Origin of the sequence: Azospirillum agricola (assembly GCF_020005195.1) — a bacterium.
Classification (GTDB): Bacteria; Pseudomonadota; Alphaproteobacteria; order Azospirillales; family Azospirillaceae; genus Azospirillum; species Azospirillum agricola.
The window spans coordinates 1,225,805-1,242,168 of the sequence record NZ_JAIFZR010000005.1 but is presented as its reverse complement, the minus strand read 5'-3'; the positions used below and the strand labels follow the sequence as shown (position 1 = coordinate 1,242,168).

The 16,364-nt window shown below is 69.5% G+C and carries 17 protein-coding genes; 8 read left to right on the top strand and 9 right to left on the bottom strand.

The window, feature by feature from the left end:
• Position 1: 1 nt before the first annotated feature.
• The 3 genes from ubiB to JN22_RS20865 all read left to right on the top strand — a co-directional run bounded on the left by ubiB (position 2) and on the right by JN22_RS20865 (position 4,527).
• Positions 2–1,540, top strand: coding sequence for a 2-polyprenylphenol 6-hydroxylase (ubiB, locus tag JN22_RS20875; protein WP_085555760.1), 1,539 nt, complete (start codon positions 2–4; stop codon positions 1,538–1,540).
• Between the two features lie 119 nt (positions 1,541–1,659).
• Positions 1,660–3,351: a sensor histidine kinase gene (locus JN22_RS20870; RefSeq protein WP_085555759.1), complete on the top strand. Its 1,692-nt coding sequence runs from the start codon at positions 1,660–1,662 to the stop codon at positions 3,349–3,351.
• 243 nt (positions 3,352–3,594) lie between these two features.
• The gene (locus JN22_RS20865; RefSeq protein ID WP_223677818.1) at positions 3,595–4,527 is read left to right on the top strand and encodes a DMT family transporter; all 933 of its coding nucleotides are present in this window, start codon (positions 3,595–3,597) and stop codon (positions 4,525–4,527) included.
• Between the two features lie 19 nt (positions 4,528–4,546).
• On the opposite strand, the gene JN22_RS20860 is transcribed toward JN22_RS20865, so the two are convergent.
• Entirely contained in the window at positions 4,547–4,957 is a 411-nt protein-coding gene (locus JN22_RS20860) for a YkvA family protein (protein ID WP_085555758.1), read from the bottom strand.
• A gap of 133 nt (positions 4,958–5,090) precedes the next feature.
• Between JN22_RS20860 and JN22_RS20855 the strand changes: the two genes are divergently transcribed.
• The gene (locus JN22_RS20855; protein ID WP_085555757.1) at positions 5,091–5,852 is read left to right on the top strand and encodes an SDR family NAD(P)-dependent oxidoreductase; all 762 of its coding nucleotides are present in this window, start codon (positions 5,091–5,093) and stop codon (positions 5,850–5,852) included.
• A 97-nt stretch (positions 5,853–5,949) separates the two neighbouring features.
• On the opposite strand, the gene JN22_RS20850 is transcribed toward JN22_RS20855, so the two are convergent.
• From JN22_RS20850 to JN22_RS20830, 5 genes are all read right to left on the bottom strand, one after another.
• Positions 5,950–6,258 (bottom strand): hypothetical protein, encoded by a 309-nt coding sequence (locus JN22_RS20850; protein ID WP_143268371.1) that lies wholly within the window; start codon positions 6,256–6,258, stop codon positions 5,950–5,952.
• A gap of 11 nt (positions 6,259–6,269) precedes the next feature.
• The gene (locus JN22_RS20845) at positions 6,270–6,740 is read right to left on the bottom strand and encodes a hypothetical protein (protein WP_085555755.1); all 471 of its coding nucleotides are present in this window, start codon (positions 6,738–6,740) and stop codon (positions 6,270–6,272) included.
• Between the two features lie 326 nt (positions 6,741–7,066).
• Positions 7,067–7,483: a glycine-rich domain-containing protein gene (locus JN22_RS20840; RefSeq protein WP_085555754.1), complete on the bottom strand. Its 417-nt coding sequence runs from the start codon at positions 7,481–7,483 to the stop codon at positions 7,067–7,069.
• A 10-nt stretch (positions 7,484–7,493) separates the two neighbouring features.
• Positions 7,494–8,549, bottom strand: a complete 1,056-nt coding sequence (locus tag JN22_RS20835; protein WP_085555753.1) for a helix-turn-helix transcriptional regulator — start codon at positions 8,547–8,549, stop codon at positions 7,494–7,496.
• Between the two features lie 227 nt (positions 8,550–8,776).
• Positions 8,777–9,652: a DMT family transporter gene (locus JN22_RS20830; protein ID WP_085555752.1), complete on the bottom strand. Its 876-nt coding sequence runs from the start codon at positions 9,650–9,652 to the stop codon at positions 8,777–8,779.
• A 327-nt stretch (positions 9,653–9,979) separates the two neighbouring features.
• Between JN22_RS20830 and JN22_RS20825 the strand changes: the two genes are divergently transcribed.
• Positions 9,980–10,417 carry a VOC family protein gene (locus JN22_RS20825; RefSeq protein WP_085555751.1) on the top strand — a complete coding sequence of 146 codons (438 nt, stop codon included), beginning with the start codon at positions 9,980–9,982 and terminating at the stop codon, positions 10,415–10,417.
• An 85-nt stretch (positions 10,418–10,502) separates the two neighbouring features.
• On the opposite strand, the gene JN22_RS20820 is transcribed toward JN22_RS20825, so the two are convergent.
• The 3 genes from JN22_RS20820 to JN22_RS20810 all read right to left on the bottom strand — a co-directional run bounded on the left by JN22_RS20820 (position 10,503) and on the right by JN22_RS20810 (position 12,311).
• Positions 10,503–11,741 (bottom strand): argininosuccinate synthase, encoded by a 1,239-nt coding sequence (locus JN22_RS20820; RefSeq protein WP_085555750.1) that lies wholly within the window; start codon positions 11,739–11,741, stop codon positions 10,503–10,505.
• Between the two features lie 103 nt (positions 11,742–11,844).
• The gene (locus JN22_RS20815) at positions 11,845–12,072 is read right to left on the bottom strand and encodes a hypothetical protein (protein ID WP_085555749.1); all 228 of its coding nucleotides are present in this window, start codon (positions 12,070–12,072) and stop codon (positions 11,845–11,847) included.
• Positions 12,072–12,311, bottom strand: a complete 240-nt coding sequence (locus tag JN22_RS20810; protein ID WP_085555748.1) for a hypothetical protein — start codon at positions 12,309–12,311, stop codon at positions 12,072–12,074. Before JN22_RS20810 ends, JN22_RS20815 begins: the two co-directional genes overlap by 1 nt.
• 242 nt (positions 12,312–12,553) lie before the next feature.
• Here JN22_RS20810 and JN22_RS20805 point away from each other — a divergent pair, with 242 nt between their 5' ends.
• The 3 genes from JN22_RS20805 (at position 12,554) to JN22_RS20795 (ending at position 16,312) form a co-directional block, all read left to right on the top strand.
• Positions 12,554–15,514, top strand: a complete 2,961-nt coding sequence (locus tag JN22_RS20805) for a PAS domain S-box protein (RefSeq protein ID WP_085555747.1) — start codon at positions 12,554–12,556, stop codon at positions 15,512–15,514.
• A gap of 126 nt (positions 15,515–15,640) precedes the next feature.
• Positions 15,641–16,033: a tetratricopeptide repeat protein gene (locus JN22_RS20800; RefSeq protein WP_085555746.1), complete on the top strand. Its 393-nt coding sequence runs from the start codon at positions 15,641–15,643 to the stop codon at positions 16,031–16,033.
• Between the two features lie 57 nt (positions 16,034–16,090).
• On the top strand, positions 16,091–16,312 hold the full coding sequence (locus tag JN22_RS20795) for a hypothetical protein (RefSeq protein WP_085555745.1): 222 nt from the start codon (positions 16,091–16,093) through the stop codon (positions 16,310–16,312).
• The last annotated feature ends 52 nt before the right edge of the window (positions 16,313–16,364 follow it).

Genomic DNA, 16,364 nt, shown 5'->3' with positions numbered 1-16,364 from the left:
CGTGATCCGCATCCTGCGCAACCTCGTCCGCCTCGCGGTCATCGGCCGCACGGCCGCCCGCCACGACGCGCTGCCCGCGACCCTGCTCGGCACGGCGCCCGGCCTGCTGTGGCTGTGGCGCCGCGTCGCCCGCCGCAACGTGCCCGGCCGCGACGGCGAGCGGCTGGCCCGCGCGCTGGCCGAGCTGGGGCCGACCTACATCAAGCTCGGGCAGCTTCTCTCCACCCGCTCCGACCTCGTCGGCGAGCGGATGGCGGTCGATCTGGCCGAGTTGCAGGACAAGCTGCCGCCTTTCCCCGGCGCCCAGGCCCGCGCCATCGTCGAGGCCGAGTTCGGCCAGCCGGTCCAGGCGCTGTTCCGGAGCTTCGAGGACCGGCCGGTCGCCGCCGCCTCCATCGCGCAGGTGCATTTCGCGGTGACGGCCGACGGCGAGGAGGTCGCGGTCAAGGTGCTGCGCCCCGGCATCGAAGCCGCCTTCGAGCGCGACATCGACCTGTTCTACTGGCTGGCCGCGCTCGCCGAGTTCGTCCTGCCCAAGCTGCGCCGCCTGCGCCTGCGCGAGGTGGTCGACACCTTCGCCCGCACCTCGCGGCTGGAGATGGATCTGCGGATGGAGGCGGCCGCCGCGTCGGAGCTGGGCGGCAACTTCACCAACGACCCGACCTTCAACGTCCCCCGCATCGACTGGGAGCGCACCGGCGGCCGCGTGCTGACGCTGGAGCGCATCCGCGGCTTCAAGGTGGACGAGGCGGCGCGCATCGAGGACGCCGGCTTCGACCGCGACGAGATCCTGGCGATGGCGTCCGCCAGCTTCTTCAACCAGGTGTTCCGCGACGGCTTCTTCCACGCCGACCTGCACCCCGGCAACCTGTTCATCAACGAGCAGGGCACCATCACCGCGGTCGATTTCGGCATCATGGGCCGGCTCGACCGGGCGACGCGCACCTACCTCGCCGACATGCTGATCGGCTTCCTGACCGGCGACTACCGCCGCGTCGCCGTCGTGCATTTCGAGGCCGGCTACGTCCCCCGCCACCAGTCGATCGAGGTCTTCACCCAGGCCTGCCGCGCCATCGGCGAGCCGTTGCAGAACAAGCCGCTGAACGAGATTTCGGTCGGCCGGCTGCTCGCCCAGCTCTTCGCCGTCACCGAGCAGTTCGAGATGGAGACCCAGCCGCAGCTCCTGCTGCTCCAGAAGAGCATGCTGACGGCCGAGGGGGTCGGGCGCCTGCTGAACCCGAACATCAACATGTGGGAGCTGGCGCGGCCGCTGATCGAGGAGTGGATGCGCGAGAACCGCGGACCGGAGGCCCAGTTCCTGGAGGACGCCGGGGCCGCGCTCTCCACGATCCGCCGCGTCCCCGCCCTGGTCCGCGAGGCCGAGCGGGTGGTCGCCGACATGGCCGACGGCGGACTACGCCTGCATCCGGCGACGGTGCGCCAGATGCTCCAGGGCTGGAACCGCCGCCGGCGCGGCGAGCGCGCCGCCCTGTGGGTCATCGCCGCGCTGCTCGCCGTGATCGCCGTCCGGCTCGTCTGACGCTCCGGCCTTCGGTCGATCGACAGCCGCGTGACACCGCCGAAAGGCAGGGTTACGATGTTGCGTTGCCGTGCCACCATCCTGACCCGGACCGAAGGGATCGTCAGACGACCGACCGCATGGACCTGCCCCAGCCACCGGCCGCCGCGCCTTCGACGGGAGCCCCCGCCTCGTTCCGGAAGCCGCGCCTGGAGGCGGCCATCGGCTGGCTCGCGGCCTGCGGTCTGGTCTTCCTCGCCAGCGTCACCCTCATCGTCGGCGTGCAGTCGCGCGAGCGCGCCCTGGCCAACGCCCAGGACCGCGCCCAGGCCGCCGTCCGCGTGCTGGCGGAACACGCCGCCCGCCTGTTCGACGCCGCCGACCTGCTGGTCGAATACGCGGCGCAGGAGACGACCGGGCTGGACTGGGACGGCATCGCCGGCTCCCGGACCCTGTGGGAACGGCTGAACAGCCAGCGCACCCGCCTGCCCTTTCTCGACGCCGTCTGGCTGAACGACCGGACGGGGCAGCTGCGCCTGACCACCGTCGCCTTCCCGTCGCCGCCGTCGGACGCCTCCGACCGCGAGATGTTCCATTTCCACCGGAGCAACCCGGACCGCCCCTACATCAGCGAGCGCATTGTCGGGCGGATCACCAACAAGGCGTCCTTCCTGCTGAGCCGCCGCCTGTCCGCCCCGGACGGCGCCTTCCGCGGCATGGCCTCCGTCACCATCGATCCCGCCTATCTGTCCGGCTTCTACAAGGAGCTGGAGTTGTCCTACGAGCCGGTGACGGCGATGGTCCGCGACCAGGACCTGAGCGTGCTGGTCCGCGAACCGGACCGTTCGGCCGGTGCTCCCACCCCCCTGTCCGAAACCGGGCGCCGCGCCATCCGCGCCACCCCCGCCGGCGGCATCGTCAGCGACGAGTCGATCATCTTCGCCCACCGCCAGGTGGAGAACTGGCCGGTCCACGTCGTCGTCCAGCACGACGTCGCCCCGGTGCTCGACGCCTGGAGCCGCGCCATCGCGCCCTATGTCGGGCTGGCCGCCGCCGCCGCCCTGGCGCTGCTCGCCCTGTCGCTCTTCGGTTTCCGGCAGGCGCGGGCCGCCCGGCTGGTGCAGAGCGAGCTGGAGGCGCGGGTGCGCGACCGCACCGCCTCGCTGGAGCAGGCGGTCGGCGAGCGCGACAGCGCGCTGGCGGAAAAGGACCTGCTGATGCGCGAGGTCAACCACCGCATCAAGAACAGCCTGCAGGTCGTCTCCAGCCTGCTGAGCCTTCAGGCGCAGTCGGCCGGCGACCTGCGGCTGCGCGCCCAGCTCGACGAGGCCGGGCGGCGGGTGCAGGCGATCAGCGACATCCACCGCCTCCTCTACCGGATCGACGACGTTCGCTTCATCCCCTTCCACGATTACCTGACCGCGCTGTGCCGCGACCTCGAACGCTCGGCCCTGTCGGAGGGCGGCGGCTGGCGGCTGGAACTGGCGGTGGAGCCGGTCGAGGTGCCGACCGACCAGGCCGTCCCCCTCGGGCTGATCGCCAACGAGCTGGTGATGAACGCGATCAAGCACGCCTACCCGGACCGCCGCGCCAACGGGCCGCCGCACCCGATCGCCGTCGGGCTGGCGCGCGAGCCGTCGGGCGCGATCCGCCTGACGGTGTCCGACCATGGCGTCGGGCTGCCGGCCGGGTTCGACTGGCGCCGCAGCCGCAGCCTGGGCATGCGCCTGATCCACACGCTGTCGGGCCAGCTCGGCGCGACGCTGGCGGTCGAACCGATCGCCCCCGGCACCCGCTTCACCGTCCGCATGCCCGCCGCGCGCCCGGCCTGAAGGGCGGGCCCCCCATGTTCGCGTCTCCGCACCGACGCGCCGCACGCCCGCAAGGAGCGGTGGTGGCGGTCGGAGACACACTCATACCGGGATATGATCGCCGAAAGAGACAATCATAAGGATGCGGTATCCCTTGCGGAACCCGCGGGCAAGGTGGAAGATGGACGTCAGCGGGGTTGTTTTCCCGGATGGGAAACACACCGCCCTTCGCATCTCCCCGCACCGATGCCGGACCACGCGATCGTGTCAGCACCAGCCCCAAGCCTGGCCATCCTCCCCTCGACCTCCAGCCGCATGGTCGAGGCGGTGTTCTGGATGCTCGGCTCAGCCCTGGTCTTCGCCGCCGGCAACGCGGCGATCCGGCACGTCACCCTGGAGCTTCATCCCTTCCAGGTGGTGTTCTTCCGCAATCTGTTCAGCCTGATGATCATGCTGCCCTGGGCGCTGACCAGCGGCGCCGCCACCTTCCGCGCGGTGGCGTCGGGCGGGCGGATGGGGCTGTACGTGTCGCGGTCGCTGACCAGCCTCGTCGCGATGATGGCGTGGTTCTACGGCGTCGCCCACATTCCGCTCGCCACCGCGACGGCGGTCAGCTTCGCCACCCCGCTGTTCGTCGCCATCGGCGCCGCCCTGTTCCTGGGGGAATCGGTCCGGATGCGCCGCTGGGGCGCCATCGGCGTCGGCTTCGCCGGGGTGCTGATCGTGCTGCGGCCCAATGGCGGGGACGCCGCCGGGGAAGGGGCGCTTCTCGCCCTCTCCATGCTGCTGCTGCACTGCATGACCGCCGCCGCCACTATTCTGCAAATGCGGACGCAGGCCAGGACGGACGGCACCGCCGTGGTGGTCACCTATCTCAGCCTGTTCGTCACGCCGATGGCGCTGGTTCCGGCCCTGTTCGTCTGGGTCTGGCCGAGTTGGACGATGCTCGGCTGGCTGGCGGCGCTGGGCGCGCTTCTGACGCTGGGCCAGCTTGCCATGACCCGCGCGATGGCGCTCGCCGAAGCCTCGACGATGATGCCTTACGATTACGCGCGGCTCCCCTTCAGCGCGGTGATCGCGTGGCTCGCCTTCAGCGAGACGATGGATGTGTGGGGGTGGACCGGCGCCGCGATCATCGCCGGCTCGGCGGTCTACACCATGCACCGCGACGCCACCCAGGGCCGGCGGAGCAGGTGAGTGACTGGCCGCCGGCCAATCAGCCGGCCGGCTGGGGTCCGTCCCCCATCCCAGCCTTGTCCAGGCCGGCCGTTTCCACGCGCAGCGCCTCTTGTGCCCGCAGCCAATGGTCCGGCATCAGGTTGGTGCGCACCGCCTGGATGGCGGCCGCCAGCACCGCCGCGTCGTCGGTGAAGCCGGCGACCAGCAGCCAGTCCGGCAAGGCGTCCACCGGCAGAACGAAATAGGCCAGCGCGCCCAGCAGGATCGCCTTCACTTTGAACGGGGTCCCCGAATCGGTCGCGCAGAAATAGGCCGCCAGCAACTCCTCCAGGAACGGAATCCGATGCAGGTTGGCGCGCAGCTTCCGCCAGAAGTTGCGACGGACGAAGCGCTCCTCGCGTTCCACGCGGACGGGGTCGTAGAGAACCAGATCGGTGCCGGTCGGCATGGACTCTCCCGGTGGGCTTGACCATACGGTAGGGTGTGGTGATCGCGCACATCCGTTATACAGGTGCGATCGCGCAGCGACACCCGCAAGGCCGGCGCAACGGTCCGCCAGCCGCAATTAAGGAGGAGACGCCATGAACATCGCAGGTTTGTCCGCCATCGTGACCGGCGGCGGCTCGGGCATGGGGGCGGCGACCGCCCGTCATCTCGCCAGCCTGGGCGCCAAGGTGACGGTGCTCGACGTCAACGAGGACGCGGTCCTGAAGACCGCGCACGAGATCGGCGGTCTGGGTCTGGTCTGCGACGTGACCGACAGCGGCTCGGCCGAGCGCGCCTTCGACCAGGCCCGCTCGGCGCACGGCCCGGCCCGCATCGCGGTGAACTGCGCCGGCATCGCCCCGGCCCAGCGCATCGTCGGCCGCGACGGCCCGATGCCGCTGGAATCCTTCCGCGCGGTGATCGAGGTCAACCTGATCGGCAGCTTCAACGTCCTGCGTCTGGCCGCGGCCGACATGGCGAAGCTGGAGCCTCTCGACTCCGGCGAGCGCGGCGTGATCGTCAACACCGCCTCGGTCGCCGCCTACGAGGGGCAGGTCGGGCAGGCCGCCTACGCCGCCTCGAAGGGCGGCATCGTCGCGCTGACCATCTGCGCCGCCCGCGACCTCGCCCGCAACGCCATCCGCGTGATGACGGTGGCGCCCGGCCTGATCGGCACGCCGATGCTGCTGAACATGCCGCAGGAGGTCCAGGACAGCCTCGCCGCGACGGTCCCCTTCCCCAAGCGCTTCGGCAAGCCGGAGGAGTACGCCCGTCTCGTCCAGCACATCGTGGAAAACGAGATGCTCAACGGCGACGTCATCCGCCTGGACGGCGCCATCCGCATGGCCCCGCAGTAACGGCTTTTCCGTCGCCCCGGCCTCGGAGCGGCCCCGGACCGGGCGCCGCTCCGAGGCTGGAAGCGAGTCCCCGTCCCGACCGACGCCGCGGGCAGGCTCAGGATATCGAGCGGGCCGCGGCGGCGATGGCGCGGCGGGCGCTGCCGGAGCCTATGCGCCCGCACATCGCCTCCAACTCCCGAATCCGGGCTTCGCACCGCTCGGCATCGGCGAGCAGCATCGCGACGCAGCCGGCAAAGCCCCGTCCCTTCATCCGCCGGGCATCGTCGCGGTTGCCCGCCGCGCGCTGGCGAAGCTGGGCAATGGACAGATGATCGATCTGGGGCAGATGGGCGGCCTCCTCCCGGCCGGCATCGGAAACCACGAAGGCATCTCCCATCGGAGGCGTGTCGACGGGTGTCGTCACCGCGACCTCCTTCAATGCAGGGTCTGGATGTCGACGGCGGACAGGACCATGCGGCGGCCGCGATCCTCCCAGCCGTAGAGGGCGTGCGTGTAGACGAAAGGGCGGCCGACGCCGGACACGATCACCCGGCTGAAAGCGGTTTCACCAGGGCCGACGCTCTCGGCGTATTCCGCGCCGACATCCCGGGCGAACGCGACGAGCGGATCCGGCGTGACGGCGGCCGTCTCCGCTCCGTCCGGCTCCAGGCCCCCCTCCCCCCACGGCCTGCCGGAAACCGGCGAGGCCGACCGGCCGGGGCGGAACAGGGACAGCGGCTCGCCCGGCCCGGAGCTGGACAGGAAACTGCAACGGGACAACAGGCCGACGCGTTCCAGCCAGTTGGCCAGGGCCGGCGTCAGCGCCTTCCGCCGGCGGCATTCGGTCACGACGGCGACCTGCCAGTCCGCCGCGTCGGCCAGCGTCAGATGCGTGATCTCGATCACCGGAAAGGTCGGGCTCTGAGCCCTCCGGTCACGGATGGGAAGACAGACTGGGCTCATGCCATCCGGCCTCCGTCCCCGGCGCGGCGGGCACGTCCCGGCGGAAGGCCGCGAAATGGCGCGAACGCCTCGCGCAATGGCTTGCGCTCCAAGGGATAGGGCGTATTTTCATCAACGGTCTTCATGGCTTCTTCCAAGGCTCCGTGGGGATCATGTTCGCGGCCCGGTCTTCCGTACCGCCGACGGGACGCCCGGCTGTTAGCGCAGCCGGGCGTCTGTCGTGTCGGAAGGCCGCCCCAGCCGCGAGACGCGGCCGGGGCGTGCGCGGATCAGGCCGCGATCGGCTGAAGCATGCAGCCGGCCGCAGCGTTCCAGGACTGGCGCGCCGCCGAACGGTCCGTCTCCAGCTCGACGCCGAAATGCTTCATCATCAGGGCGCAGCTGTTGGTCCAGCCCACCCAGAAATCGGCCGTCCCGAACACGTCGGCGTCATGCACGGCCGGCGCGCCGAACGCCGCGTCGCAGAAGGCCGCGTATTCGCCATCGTCCTCCAGGAAGGCATGCCAGGCGCTGTCCATCGATTCCCACGCGGTCAGCGGCGTGGCCGGGTACATGGCGCGCAGGGACAGGAACTGGCGCAGTTGTTCGCAGGCCGCCGACGCGGGGCCGGCCTCGGTTCCCGCGGCCTGGAGACGGGAAACAATGTGGGAAAAGTCATAGGCTTCAATGAAAGCAAGGTTCGTCATTCTCAACTCCTCAGTGTTTTGCGGACCGAAGCCCGCCGACAATCGCCGCCGCCTTGGTCAGCAGGTGCGCCAGTGCATGCTGACGGTCGGCGCCGATTTTCCGTTTTGCCGAATCCACCTGGGCTTTCACCGTGTGCCGGCTTCGCCCCGACGCCGCGACGATCTCGTCGATCTGGACCCCGGCCCCGATCTGGATGGCCACCTCGGCTTCCGCCGGGGTCAGCCCGTAGGCCTCACGCAGAATCTCCGCGAAGCGGTCCGAGTCATCGCTGTGCGAGACGGCGACGATGGCGCAGGGATCACCCGGCGATGACGCGAGCAGCCCGACCTGAAGCGGCGCCGCTCCGGACACGGGGACGGAGACCATGGTCGCGGGCAGGCGGCCCAGGGCGATCTGGGCGATGGACGCCCTGAGCCGTTCCGTCACCGGCGGGGACGTGCAGGTGAGCACGTCATGCTCGTCGAGGTACAACCCATTGGCTTCGCTGAGAAACGACACCATCGACGGCGTGTAGTCCACCATCCGGCCGGCGGCGTTGACCACCCCGACGCACACCCCCATCCCGTCCACCAGCGCCATCAGCCGCGCGAGCGCCCTTTCCTGGACGCTGTGCCGTTGCAGGTCGACGGCCGTCGATCGCGGAGTCAATGTGAACTCGCTCATCCGCCTCTCGTCCTGGACCGGCAGCCAGAGCTGTGCGTTCCAACGGGCGTCCAGCCTGACGTGATGGCGGTCGAACAGCGTGCCGCCGTAACGGCGCTGGAAGCGGAAGGCGGGACTGATGGAGCGGAACGCCTTCACCGTCTGAAGGTGGAAATCGGGATTCGCCGCGATCCGCTGGTCCTGGGTGGCGCCCACCCGAAGCCCGTACCAGAAGCACTCGTCGAATGGGACGGGCCCGGTCCAGTCCGCGTCCGGGTAAAGCCGCTGACCGGGACCGTTCGCCAGCACGATGTCGTCGACATCATAGGCGAAGAAGGCACCGCCCATGTCGTCGGCGGCGCTGGCCCAGCTTTGGAACTGCTCCGGTATATCGGTCCGGCGGCAATTGAACGCACTGCCCATCGGTATGCGGGTCCATGATCCGTTTCACACACTCATGGATAGTGCCATCTTTCGGCGACACGCGCATCATCCAAAAGGGTATGACCCAAAATCACATACGAAAATATGTAAAGCTTGTTGATTTATTGCGCTTGGACGCAACACCGGCATCCGCTCTCCCGACGGGAGGGGTGCAAAGGTCTGATTCAATCCGGCCGATGGGGTGAACATGCCGCTCCGGTCGAGCGTCAGCCCGCGACTCGGGATGTGCGGGTCCAGCCGACGAAGGCCGCGGCCATGAGGATAAGGCTTCCCCCGACCATGTCATGGATGGTCGGCACCTCGTGGAACAGCAGGAATCCGAACATGGCCGCCACCGGAACCGTCAGGAAATCGAACGGAGCGAGGAAACCGACCGGAGCCGCGCTGAAAGCCCTCGCGGCGGCGAACTGCGCCATGACGGCGAACAGCCCGAGGATGGCGAGGACCGTCCAATCGGCGAACGGCGGCGTCCTCCAATCGACCGCGGCAAGCGGCAGCGTGGCGGCCACGGAAACCGCCGTGTAGATCAGCACGATCAGGCTGGCGGAATTCGTCGCCGTCAACCGCCGCACCGCCGTCTGGGAACCCGCCGAGGCAACCGAGGCGATCAAGCCGGCCAGCACCCCCAGACGCAGTTCGGGCACCGTCAGGGCGGGCCAGAGGGAGACCGCCGCTCCGGCGAAGCCCACCGTCACCGCGCTCCACACCAGCGGCCCCGACCGCTCCCCCAGCATCACCCGCGCGCTCACCGGCAGCAACAGCACGCGCGTGATGAACAGCAGGCTCGCCAGGGCCAGGGGGATCGTCGTGATGGCGTACATGAAGCTGTAGAGGGACACCACGCCCAGGCCGCAGCGGATCACATAGCCCCAGAGGTCGCGCGCCTTCCCGAGGTCGGCAACGAATCGCCACACCCCGACCAGCAGCAGCACCCCGAAGGCCGACCGGAAGAAGGCCAGTTCCGCGGCCGGCAGCTTTTCCCCGAGGAACTTCGCGGCCGCCGAACTGGCAGCGAAGGCAACCGCCGAAACGGTGGCCCAGACGAACGCATGACCGGGAGCGGACAGAAGGGGGCGAGTCATGCCGTGTTTCAAAGCCGGGTGAATTGCAACGCGCGCGTCAGTCAAAGCCGGGGGCTCCAACCAACGGCTCAAGTATAACCAAGCCTCCAAGCCAAGGCTGCATGAATATGAGATTCATCAATTTTTTGAAGAAGCACGCAATCCCAACAATCATTAGAGGAAATCAACTCAGCGGATACTTCCCATGGCGATGCATGCATTCGGTTGAAAATCCATCAACATGGAAGCGTGCATCGCCAAACCCATGGCTCCGCCGCGGCTGCAAAGCGCCTCCATGGGAACCGCTGCCCCGTTGTGGCATGGTCGTCTTTTTGGAAAGAGACTCTGATGGAACCTCGGATAAGCCTCGTCACCCTGGGTGTGGGCGATCTCGCCCGCGCCCGGCGCTTCTACGAACAGGGGTTGGGCTGGACGCCGTCGCCGGGCGGCAGCGAGCAGGTCGCCTTCTACCAGTTGGGCGGCATGGCGCTGGGGCTGTACGGCCGCACCGCGCTGGCCAAGGACGCCCATCTGCCGGACGCCGGCGATCCGGCGCGCTTCGGCGGCATCACGCTGGCCCACAACGTCCGCTCCAAGGCGGAGGTGGACGCCGTGCTGGCCCTGGCCGAACGGGCCGGCGCGCGGATCCTGAAACCGGGGCAGGACGTCTTCTGGGGCGGCTATTCGGGCTATTTCGCCGATCCGGACGGGCACCCGTGGGAGGTCGCCTGGAACCCCTTCTTCCCGCTCGACGAGGCGGGAAACCTGTCCCTGCCCACCGAATGACGGGTTCCAAGGGCCCCCTTCCCGACGATGGGCGGCCCTTGGCGGGTGGGTTGCGGGAGGGCGCCGCCCTCCCGCCTTTCCTTCCTTACTGGCCGAGCTTCTGCTTGGCCATCGCCCCCAGACGCAGACGCAGCGCGTTCAGCTTGATGAAGCCTTCCGCGTCCTTCTGGTTGTAGACGCTGTCCTGCTCGAAGGTCACATAGTCCATGCGGTAGAGCGAGTTCGGCGACTTGCGGCCGACCACCGTCACGTTGCCCTTGTAGAGCTTCAGACGGACCGTGCCGTTCACCACGTCCTGGGTCTGGTCGATCAGCGACTGGATGGCGAGACGCTCCGGGCTCCACCAGTAGCCGCAATAGATCAGCTCGGCGTAGCGCGGCATCAGCTCGTCCTTCAGATGCGCGGCGCCGCGGTCGAGCGTGATGCTCTCCATGGCGCGGTGCGCGACCAGCAGGATGCTGCCGCCCGGCGTCTCGTAGACGCCGCGCGACTTCATGCCGACGTAGCGGTTCTCGACGAGGTCGAGGCGGCCGATGCCGTTCTCGCCGCCCAGCCGGTTCAGCTCGGTCAGGATCTCGCGCGGGGTCATGCCGACGCCGTTGATGGCGACCGCGTCGCCGCTCTTGAACTCGACCTCGATGTAGGTCGGGGTTTCCGGCGCCTTCTCCGGGGCGACCGAGCGGGTGAACATGTCCTCGTCCGGCTCGACCCACGGGTCTTCCAGCGCCTTGCCTTCATAGGAGATGTGCAGCAGGTTGGCGTCCGTCGAATAGGGCGCCTCGCCGCGCTTGTCCTTGGCGATCGGAATCTGGTTCTTCTCGGCGTAGTCGAGCAGCGTGGTGCGGCTGTTCAGGTCCCACTCGCGCCACGGCGCGATGATGGTGATGTCCGGACGCAGCGCGTAGTAGCCCAGCTCGAAGCGGACCTGGTCGTTGCCCTTGCCGGTGGCGCCGTGCGAGACGGCGTCGGCGCCGACCATGTTGGCGATCTCGATCTGGCGCTTGGCGATCAGCGGCCGGGCGATCGAGGTGCCGAGCAGGTAGGTGCCCTCGTACAGCGTGTTGGCGCGGAACATCGGGAAGACGAAATCGCGAACGAACTCCTCGCGCAGATCGTCGATGAAGATGTTCTCCGGCTTGATGCCCAGAAGCTCGGCCTTCTTGCGGGCCGGCTCCAACTCCTCGCCCTGGCCGAGGTCGGCGGTGAAGGTCACCACCTCGCAGGAATAGGTCTCCTGAAGCCACTTCAGGATGACCGAGGTGTCGAGGCCGCCCGAATAGGCGAGCACCACTTTCTTGACCTGCTTTTTGGACGCGCCGCTCATGGGACTGCTCATGCGGATGGGAAGGGGGAAATACCGCCGCGACCGTACGGCCTTTCCCCCCCGCCTTCAAGTCCTCCGCCGTCGCACGCCCGGCCTTCGGCCCTTACCGGTCGCCCTTCGGCGGAACCGCGGGATCGACGAAGGGCCAGCGCATGTAGGCGAAGATCCAGACGGCCAGCACGTTGACGTAGGGGAACAGCAGCAGCAGCACCCACAGCGGGCTGCGCCCGGCCTTGGCCAGCACCCAGCCGCCGGCGACCATCGTGTAGGTCAGGACCAGCGAGATGATCAGATAGAACTGCCAGGGTTCCAGATCGTTGATGAAGGCCATCACACGCTCCTGCGGGCCTTGACCGCGCGCGTCCGCCGCTCCGGCAGCACCGGCCAGCGGCTGTGGGCGAGCACGCCGATCACCGGCACCAGCCCGAAGGGGATGAGCACCAGCAGCGCCCACCAGGTCGGCAGCCCGGCGCGGCGCAGGATGCGCCAGAAGGGCCAGACGATCGCCACGTTGAACAGCAGCAGCCCGAACAGCGGGCTGTTGACGACGTCCTGAAGGAACTCCTGCACGAAACCTCTCCGGCTTGCGCGGGTTGAGGGCGCGGGTTGAGGGGGAGGCGGAACCGGGCGAGAGGTAAGCGCGGCTTCCCCTGTTTGTCGAGCAAAGTTTGCCGCCATGCCCATCCCCGGACCTGTTCCACCGGGGGAATCCCTGATCCGCCCCGGAAGCGGTGGATCGGGCGGGACCGCGTGCTACACTCCGGCCGCGGCGATCCGGCCCAGGGTCCCGGCGGCACCATCGGCGGACGATCTTGGCGGACACCTCAGAACACGGGCCTGGACAGGCCCGCGACACTCGGCCATCCGGCGGCCGGCACACCGAGGCGCGGTGGAGCCTGCCGGGCCGGGTCGTCGGGCTGCGCATCGCGCTGGTCGCGGTGCTGATCGGCGGCTTCGCCTTCGTCGCCTACCAGGATTTGCAGCGCGCGCGCGACCGCGCGGTCGAGGAGGCGCTGCGCCAGAGCCGCAACCTCGCCCTGACGCTGGAGGCCGACGCCCTCAACACCGTCCGCTCGGCCGACCAGGCCGTCCTGGCGCTGATCGACAGCGTGCCGTCACCGTTCGCCCATATGGCCGGCACCGCCCAGCCGGCGACGGGACGGGCCGACGCCACCGACGCCCTGCCCGCCGTCCCCCTGCCCGCCGTCCGCTCCCTGCTGGTCGCCGACGCCGGGGGCCGCGTCCGCCACGTCTCGGGCGCCACCTCCCTCGCCTCGGTCGCCGGACTGGACCTGTTCGAGGCGCACCGCTCCCCCCCCGTCCGGCAAAGCCGGGGCTTCCACATCTCCGCCCCCTTCCGCGACGGGCGGGAGGATGGCTGGCGCGTCGCCGTCAGCCGCCCCCTGACCGATTCCGACGGCGGTTTCGAAGGCGTCGCCGCCGCGGTGATCGACCTGCGGCGCTTCTCCGCCTTCTACGCCTCGGTCGACATCGGCCCCCACGGATTCATCGGCCTGTGGCACGACAGCGGGGCGGTCCTCGCCAATTCGCGGGGCAGCACGAGGCTGGAGGCCGATCCCTACGCCTTCGCCGCCGCGCTCCCGCGCCACGACGACGGCGAGCCGGTCCACACCCTGACCGGCCTGTCCGCCTTCGACGGGGAGGAGCGCGTCGGCGTCGTCCGCCGGATCGAAGGGCTGCCGCTCAACATCGTCGTCCGGCTGGGCGCCGCCGACTATCTGGAAAGCTGGCGCACCGACCTATGGCAGCGCGGATTGGAGACCGCCGCCCTGTCCGCCGTGCTGATCCTGCTGGCCACGCAGGTGCTGCGCCATCTGGGCCGGCTGGAACAGACCACCCGCGCGCTGCGCGCCAGCGAGCGCCAGTTCCAGGCCCTGTTCGACAGCAGCTTCCAGACCATGGGGCTGATCGCCCCCGACGGCACGGTGGTGGCGCTGAACCGCTCGGCCTGCGCGCTCGCCGGCCTGCCGCCGGACCGGGTGATCGGCCGGCCGGTCTGGAGCTTCCGCGGTTTCGCCGGCACCGACGCGATCGCCGCCCAGTTCCGCCAATCCATCGAGACCGCCGCCGCCGGCCGTTTCCTGCGCTACGAAACCGACCTCGCCACCGACGACGGCCTCCGCGTCATGGACGTGTCGATCAAGCCCATCCTCGACGAAACCGGGACCGTCGTTCTGCTGGTGGTGGAAGGGCGCGACATCACCGAGCGCAAGCGCATGGAGGACAGCCTGCGCGACAGCGAGGCGCGCCTGCGCTCCTACGTCGACGCCGCGATGGAGGGTTTCTTCATCAGCGGCGACGGCGGCGGTTTCATCGACGTCAACCCGGCCGCCTGCCAGACGCTCGGCTTCTCGCGGGACGAGCTGCTGGCGATGCGGGTGCCGGATCTGGTCGCCCGCGAGCATCCCCTGAGCGAGGCGAGCCTCGCCGGCTTCCTGGCGGTCAAGGAGACCGGCCTGTTCCGCGGCGAGATGGCGCTGCGCCGCAAGGACGGCGGCATCGTCCGCGCCGAGGTCAACGCGGTGCGGCTGGAGCACGGCCTCTATCTCGGCGTCGCGCGCGACGTCACCGAGCGCCGCCTCGCCGAGGAGGCGCTGCGCGCCAGCACCAGCCGCCTGTCGGCGCTGGTCCGCGCCCTGCCCGATCTGGTCTTCATCCTCGACGAGGAGGGCCGCTACCGCGAGGTGATCGCCAGCGAGGGCACCCTGCTGCCGCGTCCCGTCCGCGACACCGTCGGCCGCAAGCTGCACGAGCTTCTTCCGCCCGACATCGCCGACCGGCTGATGGAGACGCTGCGGCGGACGCTGGAGACCGGCCAGCCGCAGCGGGCCGAATACCCGCTGGCCGTCCAGGCCGGACAGCGCTGGTTCGAGGGGCGCACGCAGATGCTGGCGGCCGATTTCGGCAACCGCCCGATGGTGATGGTGCTGGCCCGCGACATCACCGACCGCGTCGAGACGGCCGAACGGCTGGCCGCGGCCAGGGATCAGGCGGAGGCCGCCAACCGCGCCAAGAGCGCCTTCCTGGCGACCATGAGCCACGAGCTGCGCACGCCGCTGAACGCCATCATCGGCTTTTCCGACATCATGCTGCACGAGCTGTTCGGCCCGCTCGGCAGCCCGCGCTACCACGATTACGCGCGCCATGTGCAGAACAGCGGCCGCCATCTGCTGGAGCTGATCAACGACGTGCTCGACATGTCGAAGCTGGAGGCCGGCCGCCTGACGCTGGAGGAGGGCTGGGTCGACGTCGCCGACACGCTGGAATCCTGCCGCGCGCTGATGGCGGTGCCGGCCGAGCATGGCGGCCTGTCGCTGACCGTCGCCTGCCCGCCGGACCTGCCGGCCCTCCTCGCCGACGAGCGCGCGCTGCGCCAGGTCCTGCTGAACCTGTTCGCCAACGCCGTGAAGTTCACGCCCGAGGGCGGGCGGGTCGAGGTCGAGGCCGGCGTCCGGCCGGACGGCGACGGCAAGGCGGGCGGCTTCGCCATCACCGTCCGCGACACCGGCATCGGCATCGCCCCGGACGCCCTCGCCCGCATCGCCGAGCCGTTCCAGCAGGCCGACAGCTCCATCACCCGGCGCTTCGGCGGCACCGGGCTCGGTCTGTCGATCAGCCGCAACCTGGTCGAGCTGCATGGCGGCAGCCTGGTCATCGACAGCGAGCTGGGCCGGGGGACCGCCGTCACCATCCTGTTCCCCGCCGCGCGGGCCGGCATCCCGACGGTCGCGAAGGTCGCGGGGTCGGCCTGAGCCGCTCCGATCCGCCCCCGACCCGCTTTGCAGACGGGCACGGAGTGGGGTAGAGGATGGAGCGTGCGCAATCTCGGCGCCGTCGTCATGGGTCGATGAACAACCGGGAGCGGAAAGGCTCCATCCATGGCCACCATTTCCGAAGCCCTGCGGATCGCCGTCGGCCTGCACCAGGGCAACCGCCTGCCGGAAGCGGCCAGCCTCTACGAACGCACCCTCGACGCCGATCCCACGGTGGCCGCCGCCTGGCACCTTCTGGGCGTGCCGCGCCTCCAGACGGGAGACCATTCCCGGGCCGCCGGCTTCATGGCGTTCAACCCCACCCCGGCCGGCCGCGCGTTCCTCGACCGGGTGGTCGCCCACATCGGCTGGTCCTTCGACCGGGGACGGGCGTTCTGGACCCTGGACCAGACGGCGCCCTACTGCGTGCATGACTGGATGGCGCGGTGCGGTGCGGTCCCATCGGTGGTCTGGCACGATTTCGAAGCGTTCCCCTATATGAGATTCCTGGCAAGATAGGCCCGGTCCCCGGAGACTTCGCCGCATCGACCATCACCGCCAGAAGGCCATCGCACCATGATCGGGAATGACGGAAAGCCGGTGTCCAAGGAGGCGCTGCGCCAGCACATCGCCCACTACAACAGCCAGTCGCGCGGCTCGAAGGAGTTCGCGGCGATCCCGCGCGCGCTGGTGACGATCCTCGACGGGCTGAAGCCGGGCAAGACCGGCTACGTCAAATGCCTGGACGGGCAGGTCCAACTGTCCCGCCGCAAGGACAACACGGTGGCGGCCGGCTGAGAGGATCGGCCGCGAGCAAGCGCCGCACAACCAACAAGAATCACGAGGGAGA